Source organism: uncultured Bacteroides sp. (assembly GCF_905207245.1).
Taxonomy (GTDB): domain Bacteria; phylum Bacteroidota; class Bacteroidia; order Bacteroidales; family Bacteroidaceae; genus Bacteroides.
The window spans coordinates 1-25,411 of the sequence record NZ_CAJLKP010000086.1; the positions used below are offsets into that span (position 1 = coordinate 1).

Annotated in this window: 36 protein-coding genes and 1 pseudogene; 34 read left to right on the forward strand and 3 right to left on the reverse strand. The window is 43.9% G+C overall.

The features are described 5' to 3' along the window. The 16 genes and pseudogenes from QZ135_RS20370 to QZ135_RS20445 all read left to right on the forward strand — a co-directional run. Positions 1–504, forward strand: a pseudogene (locus tag QZ135_RS20370) (hypothetical protein); the annotation flags it as partial. A 45-nt stretch (positions 505–549) separates the two neighbouring features. Next, positions 550–1,014 carry a hypothetical protein gene (locus tag QZ135_RS20375; RefSeq protein ID WP_294613761.1) on the forward strand — a complete coding sequence of 155 codons (465 nt, stop codon included), beginning with the start codon at positions 550–552 and terminating at the stop codon, positions 1,012–1,014. 43 nt (positions 1,015–1,057) lie between these two features. Then, positions 1,058–1,759 carry a hypothetical protein gene (locus tag QZ135_RS20380; RefSeq protein ID WP_294613763.1) on the forward strand — a complete coding sequence of 234 codons (702 nt, stop codon included), beginning with the start codon at positions 1,058–1,060 and terminating at the stop codon, positions 1,757–1,759. A 210-nt stretch (positions 1,760–1,969) separates the two neighbouring features. Then, positions 1,970–2,380: a hypothetical protein gene (locus QZ135_RS20385; RefSeq protein WP_294613765.1), complete on the forward strand. Its 411-nt coding sequence runs from the start codon at positions 1,970–1,972 to the stop codon at positions 2,378–2,380. Continuing rightward, entirely contained in the window at positions 2,377–2,622 is a 246-nt protein-coding gene (locus tag QZ135_RS20390) for a hypothetical protein (RefSeq protein WP_294613768.1), read from the forward strand. The genes QZ135_RS20385 and QZ135_RS20390 overlap by 4 nt, the downstream gene beginning before the upstream one ends. 21 nt (positions 2,623–2,643) lie before the next feature. Then, a complete protein-coding gene (locus QZ135_RS20395) occupies positions 2,644–3,009 on the forward strand; it encodes a hypothetical protein (RefSeq protein WP_294613771.1) in 366 nt (121 codons plus the stop codon). Further along, positions 3,006–3,233 (forward strand): hypothetical protein, encoded by a 228-nt coding sequence (locus tag QZ135_RS20400; RefSeq protein WP_294613773.1) that lies wholly within the window; start codon positions 3,006–3,008, stop codon positions 3,231–3,233. The genes QZ135_RS20395 and QZ135_RS20400 overlap by 4 nt, the downstream gene beginning before the upstream one ends. 10 nt (positions 3,234–3,243) lie before the next feature. Beyond that, positions 3,244–3,720, forward strand: coding sequence for a hypothetical protein (locus QZ135_RS20405; protein ID WP_294613775.1), 477 nt, complete (start codon positions 3,244–3,246; stop codon positions 3,718–3,720). 33 nt (positions 3,721–3,753) lie between these two features. Then, complete coding sequence (locus QZ135_RS20410; RefSeq protein WP_294613778.1) at positions 3,754–4,161, forward strand: hypothetical protein; 408 nt, start codon at positions 3,754–3,756, stop codon at positions 4,159–4,161. A 19-nt stretch (positions 4,162–4,180) separates the two neighbouring features. Then, a complete protein-coding gene (locus QZ135_RS20415; protein WP_294613781.1) occupies positions 4,181–4,741 on the forward strand; it encodes a hypothetical protein in 561 nt (186 codons plus the stop codon). A 96-nt stretch (positions 4,742–4,837) separates the two neighbouring features. Beyond that, positions 4,838–5,623: an N-6 DNA methylase gene (locus QZ135_RS20420; protein WP_294613784.1), complete on the forward strand. Its 786-nt coding sequence runs from the start codon at positions 4,838–4,840 to the stop codon at positions 5,621–5,623. Position 5,624: 1 nt separating this feature from the next. Then, positions 5,625–6,215 (forward strand): tyrosine-type recombinase/integrase, encoded by a 591-nt coding sequence (locus QZ135_RS20425; RefSeq protein WP_294613787.1) that lies wholly within the window; start codon positions 5,625–5,627, stop codon positions 6,213–6,215. 16 nt (positions 6,216–6,231) lie between these two features. Beyond that, positions 6,232–6,561 (forward strand): hypothetical protein, encoded by a 330-nt coding sequence (locus tag QZ135_RS20430; RefSeq protein WP_294613790.1) that lies wholly within the window; start codon positions 6,232–6,234, stop codon positions 6,559–6,561. 86 nt (positions 6,562–6,647) lie between these two features. Next, positions 6,648–6,947, forward strand: a complete 300-nt coding sequence (locus tag QZ135_RS20435; protein ID WP_294613792.1) for a hypothetical protein — start codon at positions 6,648–6,650, stop codon at positions 6,945–6,947. 41 nt (positions 6,948–6,988) lie between these two features. Beyond that, positions 6,989–7,225: a hypothetical protein gene (locus tag QZ135_RS20440; protein ID WP_294613795.1), complete on the forward strand. Its 237-nt coding sequence runs from the start codon at positions 6,989–6,991 to the stop codon at positions 7,223–7,225. A gap of 13 nt (positions 7,226–7,238) precedes the next feature. Beyond that, complete coding sequence (locus tag QZ135_RS20445; protein ID WP_294613798.1) at positions 7,239–7,595, forward strand: hypothetical protein; 357 nt, start codon at positions 7,239–7,241, stop codon at positions 7,593–7,595. 246 nt (positions 7,596–7,841) lie between these two features. On the opposite strand, the gene QZ135_RS20450 is transcribed toward QZ135_RS20445, so the two are convergent. Beyond that, positions 7,842–8,171, reverse strand: a complete 330-nt coding sequence (locus QZ135_RS20450) for a hypothetical protein (protein ID WP_294613802.1) — start codon at positions 8,169–8,171, stop codon at positions 7,842–7,844. Between the two features lie 249 nt (positions 8,172–8,420). Here QZ135_RS20450 and QZ135_RS20455 point away from each other — a divergent pair, with 249 nt between their 5' ends. The 10 genes from QZ135_RS20455 to QZ135_RS20500 all read left to right on the forward strand — a co-directional run bounded on the left by QZ135_RS20455 (position 8,421) and on the right by QZ135_RS20500 (position 15,325). After that, positions 8,421–9,212, forward strand: coding sequence for a hypothetical protein (locus tag QZ135_RS20455; RefSeq protein ID WP_294613805.1), 792 nt, complete (start codon positions 8,421–8,423; stop codon positions 9,210–9,212). 36 nt (positions 9,213–9,248) lie between these two features. Further along, complete coding sequence (locus tag QZ135_RS20460) at positions 9,249–9,425, forward strand: hypothetical protein (RefSeq protein WP_294613808.1); 177 nt, start codon at positions 9,249–9,251, stop codon at positions 9,423–9,425. A 259-nt stretch (positions 9,426–9,684) separates the two neighbouring features. Beyond that, entirely contained in the window at positions 9,685–10,050 is a 366-nt protein-coding gene (locus QZ135_RS20465; protein ID WP_294613811.1) for a hypothetical protein, read from the forward strand. Positions 10,051–10,082: 32 nt separating this feature from the next. Continuing rightward, positions 10,083–10,418, forward strand: a complete 336-nt coding sequence (locus QZ135_RS20470) for a hypothetical protein (RefSeq protein WP_294613814.1) — start codon at positions 10,083–10,085, stop codon at positions 10,416–10,418. Further along, positions 10,402–11,052 (forward strand): hypothetical protein, encoded by a 651-nt coding sequence (locus QZ135_RS20475; protein ID WP_294613817.1) that lies wholly within the window; start codon positions 10,402–10,404, stop codon positions 11,050–11,052. Before QZ135_RS20470 ends, QZ135_RS20475 begins: the two co-directional genes overlap by 17 nt. 170 nt (positions 11,053–11,222) lie before the next feature. Next, complete coding sequence (locus QZ135_RS20480) at positions 11,223–11,735, forward strand: hypothetical protein (RefSeq protein WP_294613820.1); 513 nt, start codon at positions 11,223–11,225, stop codon at positions 11,733–11,735. Continuing rightward, positions 11,716–12,126 carry a ribonuclease H gene (locus tag QZ135_RS20485; RefSeq protein WP_294613822.1) on the forward strand — a complete coding sequence of 137 codons (411 nt, stop codon included), beginning with the start codon at positions 11,716–11,718 and terminating at the stop codon, positions 12,124–12,126. The genes QZ135_RS20480 and QZ135_RS20485 overlap by 20 nt, the downstream gene beginning before the upstream one ends. A gap of 137 nt (positions 12,127–12,263) precedes the next feature. Next, positions 12,264–12,458 carry a hypothetical protein gene (locus QZ135_RS20490; protein WP_294613825.1) on the forward strand — a complete coding sequence of 65 codons (195 nt, stop codon included), beginning with the start codon at positions 12,264–12,266 and terminating at the stop codon, positions 12,456–12,458. Between the two features lie 770 nt (positions 12,459–13,228). Next, positions 13,229–13,723 (forward strand): helix-turn-helix domain-containing protein, encoded by a 495-nt coding sequence (locus QZ135_RS20495; RefSeq protein ID WP_294613828.1) that lies wholly within the window; start codon positions 13,229–13,231, stop codon positions 13,721–13,723. Positions 13,724–14,104: 381 nt separating this feature from the next. Next, on the forward strand, positions 14,105–15,325 hold the full coding sequence (locus tag QZ135_RS20500) for a site-specific integrase (RefSeq protein ID WP_294613830.1): 1,221 nt from the start codon (positions 14,105–14,107) through the stop codon (positions 15,323–15,325). A 187-nt stretch (positions 15,326–15,512) separates the two neighbouring features. On the opposite strand, the gene QZ135_RS20505 is transcribed toward QZ135_RS20500, so the two are convergent. Beyond that, positions 15,513–16,391 carry an AraC family transcriptional regulator gene (locus QZ135_RS20505; protein WP_294613833.1) on the reverse strand — a complete coding sequence of 293 codons (879 nt, stop codon included), beginning with the start codon at positions 16,389–16,391 and terminating at the stop codon, positions 15,513–15,515. Positions 16,392–16,689: 298 nt separating this feature from the next. Here QZ135_RS20505 and QZ135_RS20510 point away from each other — a divergent pair, with 298 nt between their 5' ends. The 3 genes from QZ135_RS20510 to QZ135_RS20520 all read left to right on the forward strand — a co-directional run bounded on the left by QZ135_RS20510 (position 16,690) and on the right by QZ135_RS20520 (position 18,951). Further along, entirely contained in the window at positions 16,690–17,925 is a 1,236-nt protein-coding gene (locus tag QZ135_RS20510; RefSeq protein ID WP_294613836.1) for a fimbrial protein, read from the forward strand. Positions 17,926–18,059: 134 nt separating this feature from the next. Next, on the forward strand, positions 18,060–18,482 hold the full coding sequence (locus QZ135_RS20515; protein ID WP_294613839.1) for a FimB/Mfa2 family fimbrial subunit: 423 nt from the start codon (positions 18,060–18,062) through the stop codon (positions 18,480–18,482). 1 nt (position 18,483) lies between these two features. After that, positions 18,484–18,951: a FimB/Mfa2 family fimbrial subunit gene (locus tag QZ135_RS20520; RefSeq protein ID WP_294613857.1), complete on the forward strand. Its 468-nt coding sequence runs from the start codon at positions 18,484–18,486 to the stop codon at positions 18,949–18,951. Between the two features lie 1,060 nt (positions 18,952–20,011). On the opposite strand, the gene QZ135_RS24985 is transcribed toward QZ135_RS20520, so the two are convergent. Continuing rightward, on the reverse strand, positions 20,012–20,104 hold the full coding sequence (locus tag QZ135_RS24985) for a hypothetical protein (RefSeq protein ID WP_365979225.1): 93 nt from the start codon (positions 20,102–20,104) through the stop codon (positions 20,012–20,014). 305 nt (positions 20,105–20,409) lie between these two features. Between QZ135_RS24985 and QZ135_RS24990 the strand changes: the two genes are divergently transcribed. From QZ135_RS24990 to QZ135_RS20545, 5 genes are read left to right on the forward strand one after another with little or no spacing between them, the layout of a single operon-like run. Further along, the gene (locus QZ135_RS24990) at positions 20,410–20,775 is read left to right on the forward strand and encodes a DUF1566 domain-containing protein (protein ID WP_365979226.1); all 366 of its coding nucleotides are present in this window, start codon (positions 20,410–20,412) and stop codon (positions 20,773–20,775) included. Positions 20,776–20,799: 24 nt separating this feature from the next. Further along, positions 20,800–22,518: a fimbrillin family protein gene (locus tag QZ135_RS20530; protein ID WP_294613845.1), complete on the forward strand. Its 1,719-nt coding sequence runs from the start codon at positions 20,800–20,802 to the stop codon at positions 22,516–22,518. A gap of 25 nt (positions 22,519–22,543) precedes the next feature. Next, entirely contained in the window at positions 22,544–24,325 is a 1,782-nt protein-coding gene (locus QZ135_RS20535) for a DUF4906 domain-containing protein (protein ID WP_294613848.1), read from the forward strand. 35 nt (positions 24,326–24,360) lie between these two features. Beyond that, complete coding sequence (locus tag QZ135_RS20540; protein ID WP_294613851.1) at positions 24,361–25,011, forward strand: DUF1566 domain-containing protein; 651 nt, start codon at positions 24,361–24,363, stop codon at positions 25,009–25,011. A gap of 18 nt (positions 25,012–25,029) precedes the next feature. Then, positions 25,030–25,359: a hypothetical protein gene (locus QZ135_RS20545; RefSeq protein WP_294613854.1), complete on the forward strand. Its 330-nt coding sequence runs from the start codon at positions 25,030–25,032 to the stop codon at positions 25,357–25,359. Positions 25,360–25,411 lie beyond the last annotated feature (52 nt).

The window sequence follows — 25,411 nt, forward strand, 5'->3', positions numbered from 1 at the left end:
AATGCTATTGGCAGTAGCGCTGCCACCATCCATGAAATCAACACCGGTATAAACAGATGTTCTTCCAAACCCTTGTTCGTCTCCAGCATCTATAATAAGGTGAGCACTTTTGCCTCTCACGGTGAGGTGGAAATTGTAGACAAGGCGCTGGCATACATTCGGGAGTGGAACGCAAGGGAAAAGAAGCCCATCATCACCGAACGCCACAAGTTCTTCCAGCTTTCAGAGGCGGCACGCAAGGTAAAAGAGAAACAGGAAAAGATTGCCAATATGGAGAATAAGGAATGTCCTTTTGACGGTGGCAAGGTAGTGCTCAACTACGGAATGAATCGTATCCAGATATTCTTTGATGAAAAGCCGGACTACACAATGCTCAACAGGCTCAACCGTGACTTTTCATTCAATTGGGCACCGACCAGTGGGGCATGGCAGCGAATAATAACGCCCAATGCGGTGGATGCCACCAGAAGAGCGCTGGAAGGACTAAACCTAAAGGGGATATAACCTATCAATTACATACTAATCCATAAACAATTAAAATTCAAATCAATGAAGGTATCAGACAAGCCGACAGTAGAAATTCTAATCAGGGCAAAAACGAACAGCGAGTGGGATTGCTGCGATTTCGCAGTTATACACTTGTCGGAAGAATGGAGGAAGCTACAGGCAACGAGGCTTGAGGCCGTCAAGCCTTTCAAAGACGATTGCAATTTCCAGTCAATAAGGTTTTATGACGGTTCGGTAGAATTTTTCCAATCCGGATTGGACGATGAGCTGGTCGAAGAGCTGAACATAGAAGAATTGTTGGCAGACAGAGATTGGGTATATGTGGAACTGGATGACGATGAACTGGACAAACTGGCTTCCCCCGAAAACAGATTGGACTTTTTCAAGATCGTGATATATCGTGATGGCAATGCTATATACCAAGTGTTCGGCAAACATACAAACGAGGAATTTTGGACAAACCAGTTTTCGCTGCAACAGTTAACCGGGCAAGCTGCCGAAATCTAAACAATCTTAAGAATCAAGAACCTACTAATATATTAAAGAATCTATGGTAAAAGAAGTAAATGAAGCATTCCGATATGTGGTGAATCCTTTCCGTTTTACGGGGGCCGTTATCGCAACCATGTCAGACGGAGTACACAATGACTATGATAAGGAGGAAACCCTTGACATGTTGCGGAAACGCCATAAAACTCCGTGGCTGGTTACAGTAACCGTTGAAGAAATCCATGCAATGATAATCAAGTACCAGGCATCTCTCCAGACGCCCTTTGAAGAGATTACCGAACGTGAGTTTTGGGATTTACTGGGCTGTGTCTCTCCAAAAAGGTATCACTCCGGCAGCTTCTTTGTTGGCGAATCTTATTACGGTAGTATTTACCGTTTCTGCTTCGAACTAAACGGCAAGTATTACTCCGCGCTTAGAAACATCAGGCTGACTGATGAAGAACTCTACAAACAGAGACGTAAGTTTGCCCGTATGCTCAAGCGAACGGAAGGGCGCATCCGCAAGCGTCCGGGTGACCGGACAAGACTGCCCCGAACGGAGAAGAAACGGAACTGCGGGAAACATCGTGACGGGCTTGTCCGGTTGTTGGAAAATGCCTTGATGGATATGGGTTACGAATATGACATGATCCATGAGTTCTTCAGCCACCACTACAAAGGCAGGCTGAAAATGAATCCAGCCAAACAACTGTTTACCGCATGGTACTACGAAAATGAAAAAGAGTTCTATCCTGACAAGTAATTACCTTCATACTATGCCTGCCAATCAATCCCCCGAGAGATACTACATGTGCATCCACAGTCTGTCCGGCAGTTGTTCCGGCAGTTCTTGTGGATGTGACAAGCCTAAAGTGAATAAGAACAAATGTTGCTCCAGTCCCTTTACAAAAACTAAAAGATACGTAAGGGTGACCAAGGAAGGGCAATTATATCAACGTAACAATAAACAGCAATGATAAATAAAATAGTGAACCTCTTCAAGCAAGAGCCTTATCCCAGCACCCCGGAAGAGTGGAAGAATAATGAAAACACTGTCTTCCGGGAGTTTTACCTGAAATCCTCGCCTGACTTTGACCTCCTTTACGGATTGGTTAAAGATCACATGTCCGATACAGGCAATGAAGGCGTCACACGCTACAGGTTGATGCGCCTTCTTAGTAGTTGTTCCCATCGTGCCTTTTATCTGAATGCCCGGAAAAGAAAGTACCCCCATACATGGAAAATCCGTTGGAAATGGCGTTGTTTCAGGCTGTTCCTGCACCGCCGCTTCAAGACACATTATTTCCAGCAGCAGGTAGAGTTATGCAACGTTGCATCTGAGGTGATTAAAGGCTTTGAAGCCAGACTGAATACGGAGGAATGAAAAAACAAGAAATGAATAAAGGAAAATTACAAGAAGTAGAGAGAAAATCGTTGTCTGTAAAGCCGTTATCTTTTTTTGAACAACATAGCGACTATTGCGAACTAAACCGTTACACAGCGGATGGCGTATTCGTGGATACTTTAGGTTGTTTTGACGAAAACATGCTAACTCTTTACAACAGTCAATTTGCGGATAAAACTGTATTTGGAGAAGTATATTTATATGATTTGTATGAGTATTGAACAATCTTAAAAAGAAGAAATATGAAACAAATACAAATACAGCTTATTCATACTAATGATGGAAAGGTGAATGCACCAGCGCACATTTTACGCTCTGCATTATCGCTACTCTCTGCCTTTGATACTAAGTTACATTTGCTGGCAATTCATCGCTTGCAGATAATCCCTAATCCGTTTCACCCTAAAAATGAGAAAGAACGTCTGACTGCTCCAGAGTTTCTGGTAATGGTTCTTGATGGTGGTATCAAAATGATGTATTGTGATATGCATATTTGTACTATACCAATGCTGATGCTCAAAGCAGACGAAATATTTATTTTTCCTGGTCAGGATAGTGTTGGCCTCAGCCGAGATAAAGATCTAATTGATATGCTACAAAAAATGTGACAAATATAATCGAAGGACAGCTATTGTCTATGAACGGTTTGATTCTGGAAGTATGCAAAGTCGTAGATTGCCAATGCAGCTACTGTGTTGGCTTTAAGAAAAAAGCATTATGTAAAAAGCTGCCGGATTGCTCGGACACCTCCGGCACTTTTTACTTCCGGAAACTGAACGCCTTTGAAGTAAGAAAAGCGAAGAAGGCAAAGAAAGTAATACAAGAAATTTAAAACAAAGGAAATGACTAAAGAAACAAACTTTGATATATCCCTTACACGTACGGAAGCGTTATACTTACTAAACCCCGACAAGGGAGAGCAAAGTATCAGTGAAAAACATCACATTGATATCATGTGCAAGGAGTACGGAGATGATGATGACTGGGTAGGTTTAAGTTCAGATGACTATGAAACTATTCTGGAAGATGCCGTCACCTACAAAACCTTTGAAATATGGCTGTCAAATGAACAGAGCAAGGATGAGATTAGCTTGCTCATCAAAAGTCTGAATATCCCGGAAGAGCAGGTAATCACCATTGCTGTCTTGTGCCAGGAAACAAACGAAGTGGACATTATCACGACAAAGATGTCTGACGATAGCGATATGATTGAAACTTTCCTGGCCTGCCATTGCCAGTACAGCCTTGACAACATCAATTGGATGGTATGTAAAGAGCTAAAGATTAATTATCTGACAGAAAAATCATTCGGGCACTAAAATTCTAAAGCTTTAAAATACAGAAACTCTAAAATGAAAAACCTACTCAATCCCAACATCGAATTTACCGACCCCGATACGCTCCAGTTCTGCCTGCCTCTTTCCGATAAGGAGTTCTGGTATTGTGAGCCAAACTGTTGTCACGATGAGCTGTTACCGGAATCGGACTCTACCGAGCGAATCATTTACGACATGCTGTGTGGCTATCCGGAAGATCTGATCCGTTTATCTTCAGTTGTCTCGGAAGTAAAGGAATTTATCTCCAATGGGCGACTCTGGTGCTCCGGTGATATTAGCATTGATGACATAGACGAGGAAGAGCGGCTTGAATTAATGCAAGCTTACGGATACTCACGGGATAGTTTGGGTAGTGATGCCGAATGGAATCAACTTATCTGTGAAAGCTATTTTGAGACATATTGTATAACGGATTTTTCTTAACAAATAAAGAATAAAAAGCATGAGACATTCTGATTATCAAGCCAAAGTCAATGAATTAAAGGCTTTGGAGCACGAAGAGTTGAAAAGAGCCATTGAGGCTCACGGAGGTTCTTACGAGTGGGACAGCGAAAATGGCGGCTCATACCCGATCATAGCTATCAACTCAAACAAAAGCGAACCTGAACCGCAGGACATAGAAATCACCAAAGTAGCTATCGTAGACGGCCAGTTGAAGATTTCCGGTGTAGACAATAAATACGGGGAACCGGTAAAGTTTGATGCCGATGACATTTTTGCCGGGCACCTGTCCTTTATCATTGACTACATTCCGGCAACGGATGAGGTTTCTGATGTGTCCCAATCCGAAGCTGTCCCGGATATATCTGATATGCGAGGCGCAACAAGAACCGCCTACCTTACCGTGCGATGGGACATTGAAAGCTCCAGTGAGGAAGAAATAACCGACGATGTTGTAGATGACTTAATAGGTGAGAAACACATCTTTAACCATTCATTCTCAGCCGACGGATTCACAATCAACGCGGAAATCTGCGGACGTAATGAGGAAGGAAGCTTTTAGGATTATGAATGGCAGCCTATATGAATAAAGAAAACAAATAACCCTGATGAAGCGGTGGAACTAAAAACTCCACCGTTTTTTTATACCCTACCGCCAATGAGTACGAACTATGAAGCCCCTTCCGAGTTACGGGAGCTTGAAAAAATACTGAGACAATTCACGTATACTAACGGCTATGACATGACGGAAGTCTTCAATGACATGCTTAGATACATCATCGGGTACTTCACATGGGAAGTAAAGCCTATAGAATCGTGGAGATACAAGAAAGAGGATACCATTGTGTTCTGGAACATGCTCATCCAGTGGCTTTCAATAATGGATAGGCAGACAATCAGGAAAGGGTGGTACGACGCTTTCGGCGACCTCTACATGGCTCTTATAGGCAGCACGAGCCGTATCAAAGGATTCGGGCAGAACTTCACCCCGAGCGATATTTGTGAACTGATGGCAGAAATTACCGGCACCAAGAACCTGACGGAAGCGAAAGAGAACGATGGCGGCATGATATCAGACCCTACTTGCGGCAGTGGACGCACCTTGTTGGCCGCCCACATCAAACATCCTAAAAAATACATAGTGGCTGAGGACATCGACAAGACCTGTTGCATGATGACCGTTTGCAATTTTATTATCCATGGTTGCCGTGGTGAAGTGATCTGGCATGACAGCCTTAACCCCGACACCTATTACGGCGGCTGGCTTGTGAACGAACATCTGGGAAAATGCGGTCTGCCTTCAGTCCGCGAAATACCCAAAGAAGAATCCGCCCTCTGGAACTTCCGGCAACGCCGTAAGCAGGAAGCCGCCATTCGGGAAGTATTGAAACCGGATATGGAGAAGCAAAACAATCAATTGAATAAAAGTAAAATTACAGTATAATATGACACGCATCAAAGGACAACTCACTACCTCAGACTACCTGCCGATTGACGAGTTCAACCGCCTGTGTGATTGCCTGAGAAAAGATAAGCAATATACATGGGAACTCTATTGCCGGGTGGCGTTCTGCACCGCCCTGCGCATATCCGACCTTCTGACTCTTCGCTGGATAGACGTGCTCGACACGGACGAACTGGTGAAGATCGAGCATAAGACAAAGAAGACGCGCAGCATCCCCCTGAATCCGTCGGTCACTACCAAATTGCAGGAGCTATACGTACTCATGGGGCAGCCTGAAAAAAATATGCCTCTCATTTACAACTATCGCCGCAAACGTACCTATTCTTTGGAGCACATCAATGACAAGCTGAAAGACTTCAAGCGGGAGTACGGGTTATCCATCAAGCATTTCTCCACGCACTCTTTCAGGAAGACGTTCGGCAGGTTCTTATACGAACAATGTGGCAGAAGCGCCGAATCCCTGCTGTATCTTAATGAGATTCTGGTACATGAAAGCGTACGGACTACCAAAAGATATATCGGACTGAATAAAGATGAAATCAACAGTATCTATCAACATATTAAATTTTAAACCAAGAAATTAGATTATGGAAGATTATCAACAAAAGGTAAACGAACTGCGAAAAGAGATTGTGAACAGCATTATCAATCTCCTGAAAGAACACGGGCTTGAAGAACTGGAACTGGACGACGATCTGGACGACTTGTGTTATGTCGTATGGTTTGACAATAATGGGAATGCATACGATTCTCCCGTCAGAAAAGTCTCCCTTGACAAGGACGGTATCAGTCTGGATGTCGAGGATGAAGATACAGGTTTTGCGGCCGCCTTATACAGCCATGACTTAGGTTGCCAGAACCTCGACTGGCTGTGCAAATTACATGGGAATATACTTGACATGCTTGAACAGGCATGACGATTTGCTAACCCTATAAATAACAGAATATGGAAATTGAACATTTTAGACAGCACATTGACACAGAATTACAACTCAAAAAGGATATGGAGACATTCATTAAGGCCGCCGTTAAAGAAAGCCAGGGTAGAATATCCTTAACTGTTGATGAGGACGCCGAAGGTACCGAATTGGAGCGTGAGGATTATCCCGTTATCTCTACCCTATACGGCAAACGCGATAATCCGCAAATCAGATTAACTGAAATTTACCTTGATAAGCATGACGAAATTTATGCCGATGGAATAGACGATGATACCGAAGAAAAAAGAAGAGAGTTTTACATCTACCCCGAACAGTATTCGGATGTCTTTTTCTTCATTGGGCATGTACTGAATTTAGTCTAATTATGAAGAAAATAATTAAGGAATAACTAAATAAAATCCAAATGACAGAAGTAGAACTGGAAAACCACGTGGAAGTCCTTGTAGACATTGCTTACATAGCCGGTGAGGAAGGGCTTTTTAAAGACAGGGACTCAAGAATCGTGAACCGGCTAATCATCAGTTGGGCGTGTGAGTTCGCCCGGCTGCATAAAGATACCGACTGGAGCGAGACGGATTATCTGGACATCATCTACTCGTTCACCGGTGATAAGATAGAAGAACTGAACAATAACGGATAAAACCTTATACAGCATGATAAAAGCAACAGTAATTTGCGGCGGTTCAGCCGTCAGGGAATATGACGAATATGGCAAAATTCCTACAGATAAATGGTTAGAAGACCATGGCGGCGTTGTTGATGACAAGCAATTCAATACACCCGGTGAATATGATGCTTATTCAAAGGGGCTTGCCGATGCTGCGGATTGGGATGAAACAATCCTGGTCAATAAGACGTTTGCAAGGGACGATGACGCATCAACGGATTGCAAGCATTGCAAGGAATGGCGGGCTATCTTTTGCGACCGTGAGCACGATGTATATTGCCCTGATTGTGGGAAACTGATTCTTCATCCGGAAGAGGAAGTGCATGAAGGGGAACAAGAATGACGGGCCATGTCCGGTATGAGCCCCTTGCTTTCTCAGCAAAGGGCTCATGGCTACAAGTATTTCGCAATACATCAAGTAACCTAACATAAACAAAACAAACAATAAGATTCGTCGCCTCGCCTGGCGGAATATTGCTTGACATACTAAATAAATTCCAATCCTTTTACCTACCGCTAAAGCCCCGATTCCAAATGAACCGGGGCACGGCTTTGAATTTAAGCGGCAATCCATTCAAGCAAGGTCAGATTATTCCTTTATGATCTCTCCCTTTTCGTTCAATAAAACCGTTACTTCCTGAGTTGATTGGTCCTCCAGTGTCACGGTAAGTATGACCTTGTAAACCTTGCCGGTTTCTCTCTCTGCCATATAAGCTTCTTTGATAACAGCACCTTCGTACTCTTTGCCCAAGGTTTCCATAACCGCCTGCGGAATGTCTTTCACCTCTATTTTGGTAAACTCTTCCTGCGGGTCTTGCTGAGTCTGTTCTACACCTGTAGTTGATTCCAATACGTGGGCAAATGCTACTGAAGTGCCCATTCCCATAATCATTGCTAATGCTACCAATACCTTCTTCATAATCGTAATTTTTAGTGTGATTAATTAAAACTCTTGCTTTCATTAAACATAGTGCAAAGCCCGTGCCAAACACCGGGGATATTTGTAAAGTGCGATTAGCAAGCCATTCCGGTAATTTGTTAAAAATCAAACATGTAGAAAAGTGTGGAGCATATTCCACAGAGTTGGGGAATGCATTCCCCAATCAGACGCCCCGGCAAAACAAATAAGATAAGTCGAATAACAAACAAATCCATAATCCATAAGAACATGAACTGTAAATTCAATCCCAGCAAGACCAAGAAAGAATTAGGCATCAGCTACCTGGGTGGCTGCAACTCCCCGAAACTGGAGAAGAGCCTGAAACAAAACGTAATGACCTATGGCGTTTATTTTGCGCCCCACACCGTCAGCGGATATAACGTCTGTCCCCAATCGGACAACTGTTGCAAGTATTGCTTGCACGGTTCCGGCAGAAACAAACTGGAACTGCTTTCCAACAGGGAAGGCGGCCCGATTACCAAATCCCGCATCAAGAAAACCAGACTGTTCTTCGAGGACAAGGAAACCTTCATGCAACTTCTTATTCACGAGATAACCCAAGCAAAGAAGAAAGCCGAAGCCGCCGGAATGAAGTTCGCCGTCCGGCTGAACTGTACATCCGACATTCACCTGGAACAATTCACTTTTGGCGGCAAGAACATCCTCCAGCTTTTCCCGGACACGCAGTTCTATGATTACACCAAGGTATTCGCTCATACCGGATTGTCTGAAAAATACAGCAACTACGACATTACTTATTCCTTCAGCGGTGAGAACTGGGACGAGTGCGAGGTCTTGCTAAAGAAAGGTTACCGTGTCGCCGTCGTGTTTGAAGATGTTCTCCCCACAGAGTTCAAGGGATATCCCGTCATCGACGCCAACGAGTATGACGCCCGCTTTCTTGATGACGGTGGCATCATTTGTGGCCTGACGTACAAGAGGGTGGCGAATGACTATATCAACGGCAAATTCCAGCGTCCCGACACCACGTTCGTAAACCGGAATAATAAAACAGCATAAAGATTCGCAATTCATTAATTTAAAAACCAATCCTCCATGACCAAAGAAGAACTAAAACAAGAACTGATTGACACGGAAGAGTTCACCCGTGAAGAAGTGGACAAAATGAGTAGTTATGACCTGTTAGACGCCATCCTCACCTGGGAAGGCATCCAAGGTTACACCCGTAAAATCATCAGGTGGATGCAAGCCGCCTACGAACCCGGCAAATAGCCGGATTCCCCTGTGTTTAAACCTCATCCCCGTCGTCGTCCCTAATCCTTCAGGAAAGCCGCGCCAAAGCTGGGAAACACCCTTCTTTTCCTCCGGTCTTTTGCCTGTAAATCGCCCGGAAAACCGTATATTTGCCTTGTCATTATACATAGCAAAGTGGTATGGTAATAACGGGCTAATTTACAGCCATTTATTAACCAAACGACTATATATATGGTGCGTAACGTTCCCTATATATATTCCAAACCACCTTTACTGCATGAAAAAGACATTGACCAACCGGGAAAAAGAGAAACTATCCCGCATCCTGGAGATTGACGGTCCGACGATTGAAAAGCTCTCCGAACACGACGTATTGGACACCTCCGCCTGCCGTGCCGCAATTATCCGTAGCGAGTACATGGAAATCAAAAATCAGGGCAGGCACCACGGCGGACACATCGCCCGCGCTTTGGCGGATGCCTACGGATTATCCCTGAGCGCCATCGAATTGATTATATATAAGAAAGAAGCCAATAAGAAATTCGCCTGTACCTGCTGCGGCAGTCCTGTGAGCAAGTATAAGTTCACCCGTTATGGCGGGTTGTGCGACGCGTGTCTTGTCAGGCAGGTAAAAATAGAATAAAGTTTAACTGATAACAATTGATAAAAGAAGAAATGAAAGACAATCAACTGATTAACGCTGACTATATCCGGCATATCGTCGGCGTAATGAAAGAAAGGTTCGGGAAAGACACGATAGTGCTTTTCCATGTAGCCGGTAATTACGAGTGTTTCCTGGAAGACTCCGCGCTTGTCTCAAAGGCGTTGGAAATCCCGCAGGAGCTTTACCTTGAAGAGAACAGTGCGGCCATCCATGTCACCCGCTTCCCGGCAGAAGAACTGGAGAGCTACCGCAAAAGGCTGACCGCCCAAGGATATGCCACCTGTACCAATGAGACACGCGGTGAAGACGGAACCCACATACTTAAAATCTATGAGCCCGAAGAATAACGACAACACGCAGGTATGGATTATCCTTATAGCAAGGTTCTTCGTACCCATCATGGTAGTTCTCGGCGTCACTATCATCTGCATCAAGGATTGCGCCGATACTACCGACCCGATAGATGATGCCTGGAAAAGGGTGGAACACCTCTGCAACCTCCATGTCACCGACAGTTGCGGTGACGGATTCCGGATAGCCTATGTGACAAGCAAAGCCGTCACTCCCGCACGCCTGAAGGAAATCGAATCCCGCAAGCCCATTCAGGAAGCCATGGAACGCCTGCAAAAGGAAGCACCCGAACACTTCGGCGGTAGCTTGTATGAAACGGATATTTACGACTTCGCGGCGTTTGCCCGCAAATATGACGTCGATCCGATTTTAGAAATTCACTGTATATTTGTGGAAGGTCACGACAAGTGCAATCTTTATGTCGGTGAAAACCCCAAGATACCGGACAGCCCTGCATATATAGACCTGAACACCGAACAGGGGGTGCAGTGGATAGACCATAACGACGTGTACTACAGGACTTTGCCCAAAGACCGGATTTACCGTTACTGGAAGTGTGAATTTCCATTCAACACATCCCGGACAGATGAGCGTTTCGCCCACTTTTCAAAGGGCCAAAGACTGCGTTAAGGAACATTAAATCCCTATCAATACAGGGCTTTGAAGCCGGAAAATAATCAGATAAATTATTTGGTAATCCGGATTCAAAGTCCTAATTTTGCTTGGCCTTAGCGCATAAATTGATTGAATCCAGATTGTAAATTGACTGATAAAAGATTGAACCTATGAAATAGGAAATAATGATTGAAAAAACACAGCTGAAGTTTGTTAAGTCTGAAAAATCCGGTGAACTGATCGGGTTCGTTTCTAAAACGAAAGACAACATACTCAAAGGTGTCCGTGAGGACTCCATTTATAAAAAAAGGATTTGTATCCTTGCGGAAGAGCTCAAGGGGAGCGTTCTGCCCAATACCTTGTATGAAGTAGAACTCAAACCCATGCACAAAGGTAAAAACGGGTATGTGGTGACTTCCGCCACCCAGGTGTTAGCTAACGTCTCCATAGAATCGTTTATCGTGCCTGAGAAAGAATACCGCGTGGTCATTAACTTTGGTGGCAAGAAAAGCTATAAAACCATTTATTTCGACCCCCTGAATGGCAAGACATCCTCCAGCCGTACGAAAGAAGGAGTACTGGAAATTCTCAACAAACGAAACGACATAGCCAACCTGGACGGTGTCATTTCAGATTTCCTCGACCGTGCCGACGAACTGCTCCGCCAAATGGAGGAAGATGGCTATGACATCCGGTAGCCGCCCCGCGGAGGGCATCGCCACCGACTGTGTGCATTCCCACAAGAACGGCCTGACCGAATACCGTGCCGTAGACCTGAAAACAGGCGAAGAACTGTTCTACCGCTCCCTTGGCAATCAAACGGTGAATGCCGGCGAGTTCCTCGGTGTGGTGGTGGCGGTGAAGTATATTCTGGAAAAAGATTATCACCCACGAACAGTTTATACTGACAGCTTAACTGCTATCGCGTGGTTCCGTGACAAGAGGACGGCATCCAAAAAGCCTGTAACGGACCTGCTGCGGGCCGAATGTTTCCTCAAAGTCATGGCCGCACAGGTGGACACCGTCCAGATTATTCACTGGAAGAATGACGAGTGGGGAGAAATTCCCGCGGATTTCGGCCGGAAGTAAGCACCGGAATCAGGAAGGGCGAAAGAAGGCAGAAGTTTTTTTTATTTGTCTGTTAATTCATTCCTTGGGCTGCCTGTTCTCGCAAACAGGCAGCCCCTTTTTTAAAACAAAATCCCCAAAGATAAATTATCTCCCCTATGGCAAGACTTAAAACGCAGGAGGACAGGCGTATCCCGGTTCCTGAAGACGAATATCTCCGGTTCGTGGAGAACACTATGATTGTAGAAGCTTTAAAGATTGCGGGTATCGAAGAGATGCCTGTATGGAAAGCTGTGAAACGCATCCTCGATGACAAACGGGTGGAGATCCATGTCCGTGCTGTCCGGAAGTAAGAAAGTCATTTCATGTTATGCAGCATGAATTTGTAATTTTCTGAAAACCGGTTGATAGACCACATCCATGTATCGCCCAAATGGGATACATGGATGTTTTTTTGCAGCTCCCGATGGTATCCTGCATGGGGTGGTAAGTATCATATAAATACACTTGTACCCGAAAAACATCATTATTAAGCCCTTTACATTAAATTTTATTTTCTATATTTGCATTTGGCAACCAATCAGTATGAGCCCTGTCCACTTAAGGCTATATCCGGTGTTGGGAGAGACAAACAAAACGCATACTCTGATAATTGGCTACTTACCTTTAAGAGATTATCAAAACATATCTTCTTAAAAAACGATACATACCAACTGTAAATGTACTTACAACCGCATACCCATATATATATAAATAAATGCAAAACTTAAACCAAACCTTGGAAATATGCCCTTTTTATTCTCCTGAATATAAGGTGATCCCCCAGTATCTTGAAATGGAGGCCGGTGCGTCCCTGGAACTGCACAGCAAGACAACCAATCATTTTATCTTCATACTCACGGGAGGTATTGTCATTGACTTTAATCAATATATCAACCGTCCCGTATCCGAAAATGAAATGTTTTTTCTTCCTAAGAACAATAAATTCAAATGGAGAGCGATTGCCGGAACAGCCCTGATTCTTATGGTGTACAATGCAACGGTCTTCCCATGTTCGGGTGTGAAAAATAAAATACTTTTCAAGAGAAAAAATACGGTGAAATTTATATGCCGGGGCATTCCCATGAAACAAGAAATAAAGACCCTGGTTCATCAAATGAAAAACTATATCGATGCCGGAATAAACTGCCACCATTTGTATCTTCTGAAATGCAAGGAAATGCAACTGGTATTCAAACATTTTTATACCCAGGAAGAAATAGCACAGATTTTTTATATGTCATTAGGCAACAGTCCGCTTTTTGTTGAAAAGATTTTAGGTAATTACTCAAAAGTGAAAACTTCAAAAGAATTAGCTCATTTGTTAGGATACAGTATGAGACAATTTGAAAAACTTTTTAAAGAGAACTTTGATGAAACTCCTTATAAATGGATGCAAGACCGTAAAGTCAAGCAAATCCTTCAGAAACTGATGGATCCCGATATTCCGTTAAAGCAAATTATGTACGATTTTAAATTTGCCACCTCTTCACACTTTAATTTCTATTGCAAGAAGCATTTAGGGGGAACTCCTATTCAGGTAAGAAACGGAAAAAAAGACAATCTTACGTCTAAATAGATTACCCGTTGTTGATTCGCAGTATTTCTGCGCTGATTGGTAATTATCGTCCGCATATATACGACTATATTTGCAATGTTTTAAGATATGAATCTTAAAGCTATTGGGAATATTGTTGCAAATTTGCATCTCTACAGTGATGGTTTTACTTCATCCATGAGTAAAAACCGGTATGATATGACCAATTTCAGGCCATTGCCTTTTGAACAACGTCTGTTCCGACAGAGTTTCCGAAAGCGTTTGTTCAGAACAATTTGCGACATCTTTTTTTTCTCGGGTAGTGAAGCATAAAAAGGGCTATACTTATATTTTGCGTATTTGTAAGAACGACTTTACTTTGCCGCCGAAGAAATTAATTATGTTATACTCAAATTAAAAACGATGGCAACAGTAAAACTTATGTTAAACAAATCGAGAGCTCTGAAAGACGGAAGTTACCCTGTAGTATTCCAACTTCTCCACCGGAGAAAAAAAGAGATCGTATATACTAAATACCGCATGAAGGAAAATGAATTTATACCGGTTTTGGAAAAGGTCAGTTCCAGCAATTACGCCGGTTGTAAGATCAGTCGGGAACTGAATAAGACAGCCCGGCTTTTTTACATGCAAATCCGGAGGCTTGAAGCCTCCGGAGACGACTATACCGTGAAAGACATAGCCGCCGCCGTTACTATCAGGCCTGCCGTGAAATACATATTATTGGATTTCATCGATTCACAGATAGCCTGGAAAAAATCAATAAAAAAAGACGGTATTGCGGCAGCCTATCGCAGCACACGTTCCTCCCTGGCTAAATTTATCGGCTCCAGGCAGGTAAAAATGTCCCAGGTCAACCAACGGTTCGTAACGCGCTATAAAGACTTCTTGTCCGGCAATGGGGCCAGTGAGAATACGGAGGCATATTATATGCGCAATTTCCGGACCTTATATAACCTGGCCGTAAAAGATGGTTTCGTGCCCAAATGCGATTACCCTTTCAGGGACATTTGCACCAAACCATGTAAAACCATAAAACGGGCCTTTGATAAAGAGCAGATACTGCGGTTAACGCAGGCTGATCTCAGCTCCCACCCGGAACTGATGCAGTCGCGTGCTCTCTTCCTGTTCGGCTTTTATGCCCAGGGAATGGCATTTGTGGATATTGTTTTCTTAAGATGGAAGAACATTTGTGGGAATTCGATAAGTTATAGGAGACATAAGTCCAAACAGACCATCCGGATTACCATTACTCCCCAGATTCAGGCTATTCTGGATGAATACGGGGGCAATAAAGAAAATGTGGACGGCTATGTGTTTCCCGTCATCAAACCTGTTATTAACCCCAAAACGGATAAAAACGAATATGAACAATATCGCGTGGCCTTAGGGCGGACAAACAGACATTTGAAAACCATATCCGAGAAATTGGGTATTGCTCCGTCACTGACAACCTACACCGCCCGCCATACCTGGGCAACGCTGGCGAGGGAATATGGCGCACCCGTTGCTACGATCAGCACCGGCTTGGGACACACGAAGGAAGAAATGACCCAGGTATATCTGAAAGAACTCGATCAGACTAATCTTGAGAGGATTAACGGTATGATTAACAGCTTGTTATAATAAATAAGTAATCTCATTAAAAGATGTGTTTTATGACACTCTATTACATAATAGAGATGCAGGCTACAAAATCATAGGCTCTGTATGTTTTGCGATGCAAAGATAGGCCATCCGTTATTTATATTTATTGCCAAAAAGAATGTTTTTTTTCACATTTTGTACTTATAAGCGTAATTCAGACAAAAAATTACTGATTCATAGCCTGATACTTCATAATCAGCTCCCGTGGCGTACAATCAAAATGTTGTTTACAGTAATTCGTAAAATGAGCCTGGGAATCAAAATTGAACTCTTCCATCAACTCTCCGATCGTAGTCTCCGATGTCATTACCTTATTTAATATATGTTGGTCACGTTGTTTCATCAACCATTGTTTTGCGGTTACCCCAAATACTTGCTTAAACTTGCTGTTAAAGTTACATTTTCCCATGTTTGAAAGGGAAATGAGTTCATTTACATTATTTACTTTGGTACAGTTTTCGATGATAAAATCTTTGAATGACAATTCGGTTGCCAGAATCGGATAAAATAAGCGTGCCAGTTCTTCCTTGGTATAAAATCCACGCAGTAAAAAAAACAATTCCTGCTGCAACAAACTATTGAAATGCCCGCAGTCCATCTTCTGTTTCAGGCAATGCGTTACAAGCTCTAAAAAAGGAGGAAGCGGATAACGGATATCGACCGGTTCAAAATTATAATCGAATTTACTACAAAGTTCTGTCAGCGATTGCAATGCAAACTTATCACAGAGGTTTAAAGGGATGCCGAATGACAATGAAAGCAAGCGGGAACCTGCCGTTACTTCTATTTTCACTGTAGCCATCTTGGGTAATAAAATAATCGATCCGGCCTGGAATTTCCTATCTTTGAACTGATTATAGTTGATGACACATTCTCCTTCGATCAGGAATACGATATGGTTCCATATAATCTCCTTTTCCAGTATGACTTCATCCTCTTCAAACTCAAGATATTTGAATCCATTTTCCAGTTCCTCACGGTAATTTCTACATGACAAATGCTCTTGCATATAGAGCAGTTTGTTCAGCGATGTTTTCTTATTCATAGGCTATTCTCTTTATTGTTTTTTCTCGTTTTGTTTCAGCAATGTTTCAGCATCATGTCGATAATGAATCCATATCATATTGAAACACTGCTAATTCTATTGTAAAGAAGAAATGTCTCTGTGGTTATTCAATATTCCTTAAGAATAGAGTGCTCTTAACAAATTGTCAATCAAGCTTTTAAAATCATTTTTACCTGTAATGCATCTCTATTATGTAATAGAGCTTTAATGAATGTAAAAGAAATGTTTAAATCTAAAAATAAATAAGTTATCAATTTTTTAATTAAAAAATCGCTGAATGAAAGTAAAAAGTTTATTATTGTCCATGTGCGCGATAGCGGCATTGGCAAGTTGTTCACAAAATGATGATGTGGCTCCTACGGGGAATGACGCCCCCAAGGCGCAAGTGATTCTTAAACTGGAAGGAGATGGAGTAAACACAAGAGTAGCGGGTGACTCGGAAGCTGCTACCGAAAGCGGAGCTGATATTAGTAATGTTACTGTGTTTTTCTTTAACCAGACAGACTTTATCGTAGGTACCCCAAAGTTTATAGCGGCTACTGATATCGGTAATCCGATAACCACTACTACGGATGCCGCTAAAGTAGTCGTAATTGCCAATCTTGGTGATAAGACCGGTGATGGCACATTTAATGGTATAGCCAGTCTTTCCCAACTCCAAAAACTTGATTTCTCTTCTATTAATACTACCGGCACCGCTCCCGATCTTACTTATGCTGTAAACCAGAGCAAGGCTAATTTGTATTCAAGTGGAATGGGTGCGATCACATTTAATGATAATGCAGGTACGGCAACCGTTCAGCTACATTTCGTATCAGCCAGAGTAAAGACTGTAAAGATTGCATGGACAGCTAACCAGCATTATGCTGCTACTGAAAATGAATTGAGTACTGATGCCTCCAAATGGTTTACCATTAAAAAGGTTTATATGATGACGGCCCAGACAAAATCACCTCTTATTCCGTCCAATACTGTAGAATCCTCGTGGGGAGGATTTGTTCCGCAGGTTTACGATTTTGCAGGTGGTGTGGCATGGGGTACTGCACCGTGGCAATGGACAGGCGACAATGCGCCGAAGCAAACAGATGATTATCTTGCAGTCGCTGCGGATCTTACGGAGAGCACTGTTAATGCCAATCAAATAGATAACGCCCTTGCAACTAATTCCTGGTATCTGTTTGAAAATTCCCCTGCTTCTACCCATCCGACGGGTCTTGTTATTGAAGTTGTATGGAGATCAAAAGACCAGTCAACAGATGTAAATGATCTTTTGACCAAGTACTTTACGATGTATTTTGGTGAAAAAGGAGTTAATGGTACTCCTCAACCGCTTCTTACAGCCGGAAAGACTTATGACATGTCTCTGTCTTTGAAAGGTGATTTTAAACCCGGCGGCAACGCAGGTGGCGGTGGTGACGATCCGACTAAGCCAAGTGTAGACGCTTCGGTTACGGTTACTGTAACTAAAGCGGCCTGGACGACAACCGCCGAAATCACAAAAGATTTCCAATAATCCTCGCATCCCCCTTTATTCTTTATAATTAAACAAAAGAAATATTCTCAGAAATCGGTATGTGCCCGATTGTAATCCGCATTCGGGCACACTCCGTTTTCAGCAAAGATTAAAAACAAGAAAGAATATCCATTATGACAGGTGACTACAAATTCCGGTTCATGCCGGGGATATTATACTCAATGTTCACACTATTGCTGTTATCGGGATGCATAGCTGAAAATAACGACGATTGTTTTAAGGGTGTTCCTCTGAAAGTGAATCTTCCTGCCGGAATTTCACCGGAAACCATCAAGGATATAAACTTCTATGTATTTGATGACAAAGACCTGTTGTTAGATATTCTTCCAACAAACAGCAAAGAACCTGTCATACTGAATTATCCGGGTATTCCTACCCTTCATTGCATAGCTTTGTGTAATACGCAAGACGGTACGATGCTCGTCAGCCCCCTGAAAAAGGGCGATCCGCTCTCCGGCGGTTTCATATCTCTGAAACCCTCTGTGCCTACAAGGCACATTCACCTCTCCGGCCGATTTATTCTATGGAGAGCTTAAGATAGAAAATACTTCGACGTCCGCCCGCATAGAGGAACAGGCCCTGGCTGTTTCACGGATGGTGGCGTCAATGAATATAACCGTACGCGGTCTGGAACTTCTTAGTGGAAGTGGTGGCGGCGATTATTCGCTCGTTGTGCATGAAACTGCCAGCCGCCTGGATTTTGAAGGTCATTATAGCGGTGCTCCCGCTTCCTATCAATTTTCGCCCCGTTTTGAAGCGGGAAAAGATTATAAAATTCCTCCTTTCAATCTGTTTCCTACTCTGGAAGAAAACAAAGGGCTGACCATAGATATCTATCGTAACGGTGATCTGCTTAGAAGTCTGAACACGGACAGCAGCCACCAACCTATCATCCCGGTAGTGGGACAAACACTGAACGTGCTGTTGGATTTCAAATTGAGTGTCAGTGTAGAGGTAGAACTCACCGCATGGGGAGAAGAGACTGTCTGGAAAGAATATAATTAAATCACCGGACGGTGGACTATAAATACTGAAGATAAAGTATAGAATATGAAGAATAAGCATACATCGAATTTAAGCAAGTGGGCAACGATTGTTGCTGTAATGATATTTCAAATATCATGTCAGCAAGACGATTCATTACCCCCGGCTGCGGATTCTACCATCATCAACCTGTCAGTATCCGCCGCCAATAGCGGAACGATAATGGGGAATGATGATACCGCCTCGGCCATTAAATCCCTGTGTATTCTTCAATTCAATGCAAATGGAAATGCCTTCGGTACCTTGCGTCATGTGGGTATAGGTACCGCTTCTGATGCGGGTGCCGGAAAATACAGCGCCACACTGTTGCAGAGCGTAGATAACAATGATAAATACAAGCTTGTCATCGTAGCCAACTTCCCCGATGGTGATTACGGAATCTTTTATCGTATGGCGGGAAGGAGCTATGCGGAAGTGCAACAAGCCTGCCTGAGCGCGGAACTTACCGGAGAAAGCAATGTACCGGAATTTACTGCTACTCAGCCGTTTCCGATGTTCGGGGTAGCTAATGATGGATCTCCCTTAATCATTAATGAGACGATGGATCTCGGCACCGTATCATTGGTACGTGCAGTAGCGCGGGTAGATATCGGCATAGGGACTAAAAACGCCAGTAGCAATACATGGACCAAAGGCAGCGTGCCGTTTGCCATGACCCAGGTGCAGATATGGAAAGATGGAAAGCAATACGCATACATGCCCGTAGAAAACAACTTCTCTTCTTCGGCAGGGGCATTGACAATCAACAGTCCTTCGCCTGTCGGAGAAACGGAAACAAAGACGTATGGTAGCGCGTATATCACCAATAGCACCTATTGCGCGGAAAAAATCTATCTGCCCGAAGCAGATTTGTTATGGGGGGGAGTATATGATGACAAACATACCCAGCGCCTTGCAATTATCGTAGGAGGAAAGTATAACGGTTCGCCCACTGAAACATTCTACCGCGTAGACTTCACTTACGACGAGGGAAGCCAGGACAAAATGAACATTCTGCGCAACCACGTATACCAGTTTACCATCAAGAGCGTGAAGGCTGCGGGATATGGCACTGCCGAAATTGCGTACAATAGCAAGCCGAAAAATTTAGGTTTCGAAGCCACTCTTGAACCATGGACTACGGGGCAAACAGCCTCCGTTCCATCCATCTCGGGATTCTTCCTGACTTATGAGGGATTTAACGGAGAGAATCTGGACTGGACTTACGCTGCGGGTTCCTCACAACGGATTCCCAAAAAGAAATATAATTGGGGGACTAATCCATATCTTACATTTGACTACAATGATTTTTATAAGGAAGGAAATAGCTATTATGCTCCGGATATTAGGGGAGGACAAAACGGGAGATTGTATCATACAGTGGCAGATACCTTTTCCTATGAAGGCACCTTTCCCAACCTGATGGTTTCCGGCGATGATATGGTGGATGAATTGGGTAATGAGACCGTTCAGTGGAAGACCGGAACTGCGTTGACAGCTTTTGACTTATGCCGAAATCTGGAAGAAAACGGATACGATGACTGGAGACTTCCGCGACTCTCGGAACTGGCGTTTATTTATGTAAATCAGGAAAATTTGAAACAATTGCGCGGGTTCACACCGCTGTCCGGCACTTATTGGTGCGGGAGCGAGTATATGGTAGACAATCCTACACCCGATCAACAGAAAAAGTCCGCTTGTGCGTGGGCTGTCAATTTTACCCTTACTACCGGATATGCTTCGTGGCATCAGAAAACAGATAAATTGAAAATCCGTTGCGTAAGGCAAAGATTGAATGATAAGTAATTGAAACGATATATAAAGATGAATATGGATACAAACAAAAAACATGCCTTATCCCGGGCAATCATCCTGGCAGCCTGCTTTGTACTATTGGCAGGAGCCTGTGACAACTATGCCTATGACGGGATGGAGCCGGATACTCCGGCAAAGGAAGTCCCTCTGAACTTCAACGCGTCCATAGAAAAGGCGGAGACCGCCCAAACAAGGAATTTTACACCTATAGATGCCTTTACCGAAAATTCCTATTCCTTTGGTATGTCCATCACCAAAAGTGAGAACGGGAATGAGATTTTCAAAGGATCATCAGACATGAAAGCGACGATGGAACGCCCCAACTCCACTGTACAGTGGAATTGGTCGTTCACTAACAATTCCGATGGCTCAACGGTCACTCCCGTGGGGCCAGAAGGTAAAGCATTAAAGGTGGTTGCCTACTATCCGCCCGTCTCATCCGGCATCCAGAATGTCTATACGAATGGCATTCCGTTTGATTTCTCCGCTACGACCGATCTCAAGCAGACAGATCTGCTTTACAATACCAGCACCCTCTATCCGTTCACTCCATCCAGCGAACCGGTGGCAACTATTCCTTTACACTTCCGGCATGCCTATACGTGGATTGTCCTTAACATCACGAAATACGTGAATAAAGGACCGGATTTCATGCTGAGCAGTGTCTCTTTGGATAATCTTGGAGGTAGTTGGATTAAAAACAAAGGAGTAATTGACCCGGAAACAGGTCTGGCAAAGGATGGAGCTACCGTCGGTCCGATAGGAGTAACAGTAAGTCCTGCCGTGGCATTGTCTACTACGGTAGTTCACACCTACGAGTTTTTGGTTCCCTCATTCATGGATACCACAGTCGGCGACGGAGAAATACTTCTCGTATTGAATATCAATGGAATCAATGAGCTGTTTCCCTTGGACAAGATCTATCTTAACCGAAGTGACGATGGCAAGTCATTTGGTTTCCGACAGGGATATAAAAATACGTATGATCTGGTCTATAATAACTCTGCCCTGAGCCTGAGTATTCAGAACTGGAGTTCAGAGGTAATCAACGGTGAGTTTGGGGGTAGTACAGGGGTTCCCGGATCCGACAGTTATAGACAGATAGATTTAAATGGCACAAGTTTATATTGGCCGACAGCCATTATACCGGGTGGTCCAGGATATGCGGAGAAATATCCTCCAAAATCTGGCTATTTAAATACCGGTGAGCATCCGTACGAAGGCTACCTTACCACTGTGGCCTATGGCAGTAACGGAGCTTATGTGCCCGTTAATTCAGCGGATCCCACAAAGCTGCCCACGGATGGTCTAAAAATTACGGATGATATAAACGTGTACTCGAACGAAAAGGCTTCTAAGATCATTCAGATAACCAAAAACGATATCTCCACTGTACTAGTTCCGTGGGAAGATGAAAACGGGCAGTTGATTGCAAAAGAACTTTGCAGGAAATTTAACGGGGGCGGTTTTCATAACTGGAGACTTCCGAGAGCTTCTGAGTTGCGGGGGGTATTAGTACTGGTATCGGCGAATGGGAATGCATTAAGCGATTTGAACTTTGGTAGGGATGAGAATCGAAATAAACCGTACTGGACCGGTACTGAAGTTAATGCATCCCAAGCATGGGGCATGTATTTTGATTATGGAGGTACTCTTATAAGTACCAATTTGGTGCTATCTCCGTATGATAAGAAAATGTTGGCTTCTGTGCGCTGTGTCCGTGATGCTAACTAAGTAATGATATTATAACAATCTGCAAATGAACGATATTATCATGATAAGAAAAACAATGGTTTCGGCATGTATCGCTTGCTTGGTCTTGGGAGGATGTACGGAGGACAGCCTGTTACCTGATTCCCGGGCACCTTTGTCCACAGAGCCGGTTACCGTGAAGCTGACCTTGGGCATAGACGATTATAATACATTGTCTGGTGGGAGTACACGCACTGAAAAAATGCCTCCCGTCCTTTCGATGTCATCGCCGGATATGGATGTAGAACTTGTGGCGACACCTGCCGTCACAAGGGCAACCCCGTCTCCGGCCGGGGTGATCACTGAAGATAATGCTGTTTATTCGTACATGGGTTTCCAGTTTAATGGAACAAAATCGGATGGGACACTGGTAGAAAAGAAATTTTTCACCTCTGCGGATGGTTCCATCAAGACAGATGAGGTGGAGATTGCGAAAACCCCGACGGGGCAAAAGAACATGATCGTAATTTTAGCCAACGTCAATGAGAGTGATTTTGCGTCGATAACGAAAGGCGTTTCCACCTATGCGGATTTGCAGCAGTTTTGTATGACGTTGGTGACTGATGACGGCATTTTTCCCAGAAACAAGGTGATTCTACCAAATGGCGGAGGTGAGAAGACGGGAATTGTCATGTGTGGTCAGGTCGCCGCTGAAATCACTGATGGCAAACAGTTATCTGTATCTTTGAAACGTACCGTGGCAAGAGTGAAATTCCATATAACAACAACTTATCAGCATTTTGTGGATGTACCACATACGTGGAATGTGACTTTATTAAATATTCCCACGCAGAGCTACTATAATGTTATTGGAAGAAAAGCCATATTCCCTACAGAGAATACGATGGACAACACCAAACTTTTTTGGTCTAAATCACTCACAACAGTAACCGCTGCGAATCCTGTGATTGAAACGACTCCTTTGTATGTCCCGATCAATCTACAGCAGACGGTGCCAACCTCTACACAAAGTACCCGTCGCGATAACGCACCGATAGGCGGCACTTACCTTCAGATTATAGGATTGGAGAATAAGACGGTCCCCGGTGCCGATGGTTTGAATATTGTAAAAGATTTCTCTATCTATCAGTTGTATTTGGGAAAGAACTTCACAACCGATTTCAGTGTGCCCGCCAATTACGACCTGACTTACAACATTACCCTGAAAGGAAACAGTCCGGATGACACCAATGTCATCCGCTTGATACCGGGCTATTTTTCGGGAGAACTTACGGCATATAATTCGAGCGGGGTAGCATTAACATCAATCAACGATGGAGCTGCCGTTAAATGGAAATACCCGAACAAGTTAGAGATTCATTTTCAAGATGGTTATTATCCGGTGGGAAGTACATCCGCCACAACGCCGGGAGAGAAGAACCTGAAATGGTATGCAGGAACGGCATTCAATAAATATGGAGCCACTTCGTTGACGAATGGCCATAAGAATACCGAACTATTGCAGGCGGTCGGCACTCCCTGGCAAGACTATGAGGCTGCTTACACCTGCTATCGGGGAACGAATGGATACAATCAGGGAGTACTTGCAAAGGATATTCTGTGGTATCTCCCTTCTATCAGCGAGCTGATAGGAACCTGGGTCTCTTCTTCGAGTACGCAAAAACAGTTGGCGGAAAGCTATTGGTCGTCTACCGCCGACCCGAATGCCGCTAAAGCCTTCGTAATTACGAATGAAGGGAAAGTGTACTCCGACGCCGTAGGCAATACACATGCTGTCAGAGCTGCCCAAGATCCTGACAAAGCCAGTCATGCGGGCGGCGGCAATTAAGTAAACGAAATGCAACCTATTAAAAAATAAAGAAGATGAGTTTCAAAACCTATCCCATTCTATGGCTCGTTTTATGCTGCTTCGGCTTTCCCTCGGGGGCTTTCGGGCAGTATATCCAGAAAGAGACTATCGGTGGAAAAACGTATGCCGTTATTTATGCGGATGGACTGGCAGGAGCCGCCCAATGGGGGATTGGAGTAAAGATGATGAGGAACGGCGCTACCATCCGGCATCAGGCTAACAAAGGAAACGGTGGAAATCTGAGTGTCAATGATAGAATACCGTTTCGCTTTATCGTGGCTTCCACAGACGTGGCTAATGTCACTTGGATGCAAGCCGGAGGTATAACAGCTGGCAACGGAAACCTGAATGCTGATTTTGGACCAACAACTGCGGATACAGGATGCCGTCATTATGGTGCTGCCGGGCAACCGGGCGCAGGGCGCAAATGGCGTGTTCCCACCCAACGCGAGTTGCAACTGATGTGGATGTTTCGCCAACCCATCGGCTTGATATACAACGGCAACCCGATGGAAGAAGCCGGCAAAACGAAAAAATACTGGACTTCCACCGAAAAGGATACGGACAAAGCCTGGTTTTTTGACTTTACGCCGGGCATACCTTACTGTGATGCCCAGCTTAGAAGTACGATGGGCGGTGTGGTGAGATGCGTGAGTGATTATTAACCCATAATAAAAAGAAATATGGAAATTCCGAAATTAGCAATAGACAAGGAAAGCAAAAACCTGTATTACATCTACCTGTTCTACGTAGAAGACAAGTGGTGGGCTTTTGGATACTCCGCTTATTACCTATGTATCATGTATCCGGCATTGGAAGCTGCCAATGCAACCACCGGGGAGCATGAAGCGTGCATCCCCTGTGTACACGTTCCCGACAGCTTTCTGGTCAGGCTCTCTGATTTTTACAGCACCTTGGTTTCAGACAACTACATACAGGTTGAAGCGCCACCCACTGCCTATTGCTACCGGCCCGGCTATGACGAATGGTATGAAAAGCTGACAGTAAACTAACATAAACTTTCTATATTGAAACATCCATGAAACAATTCGTACGATATTGCTT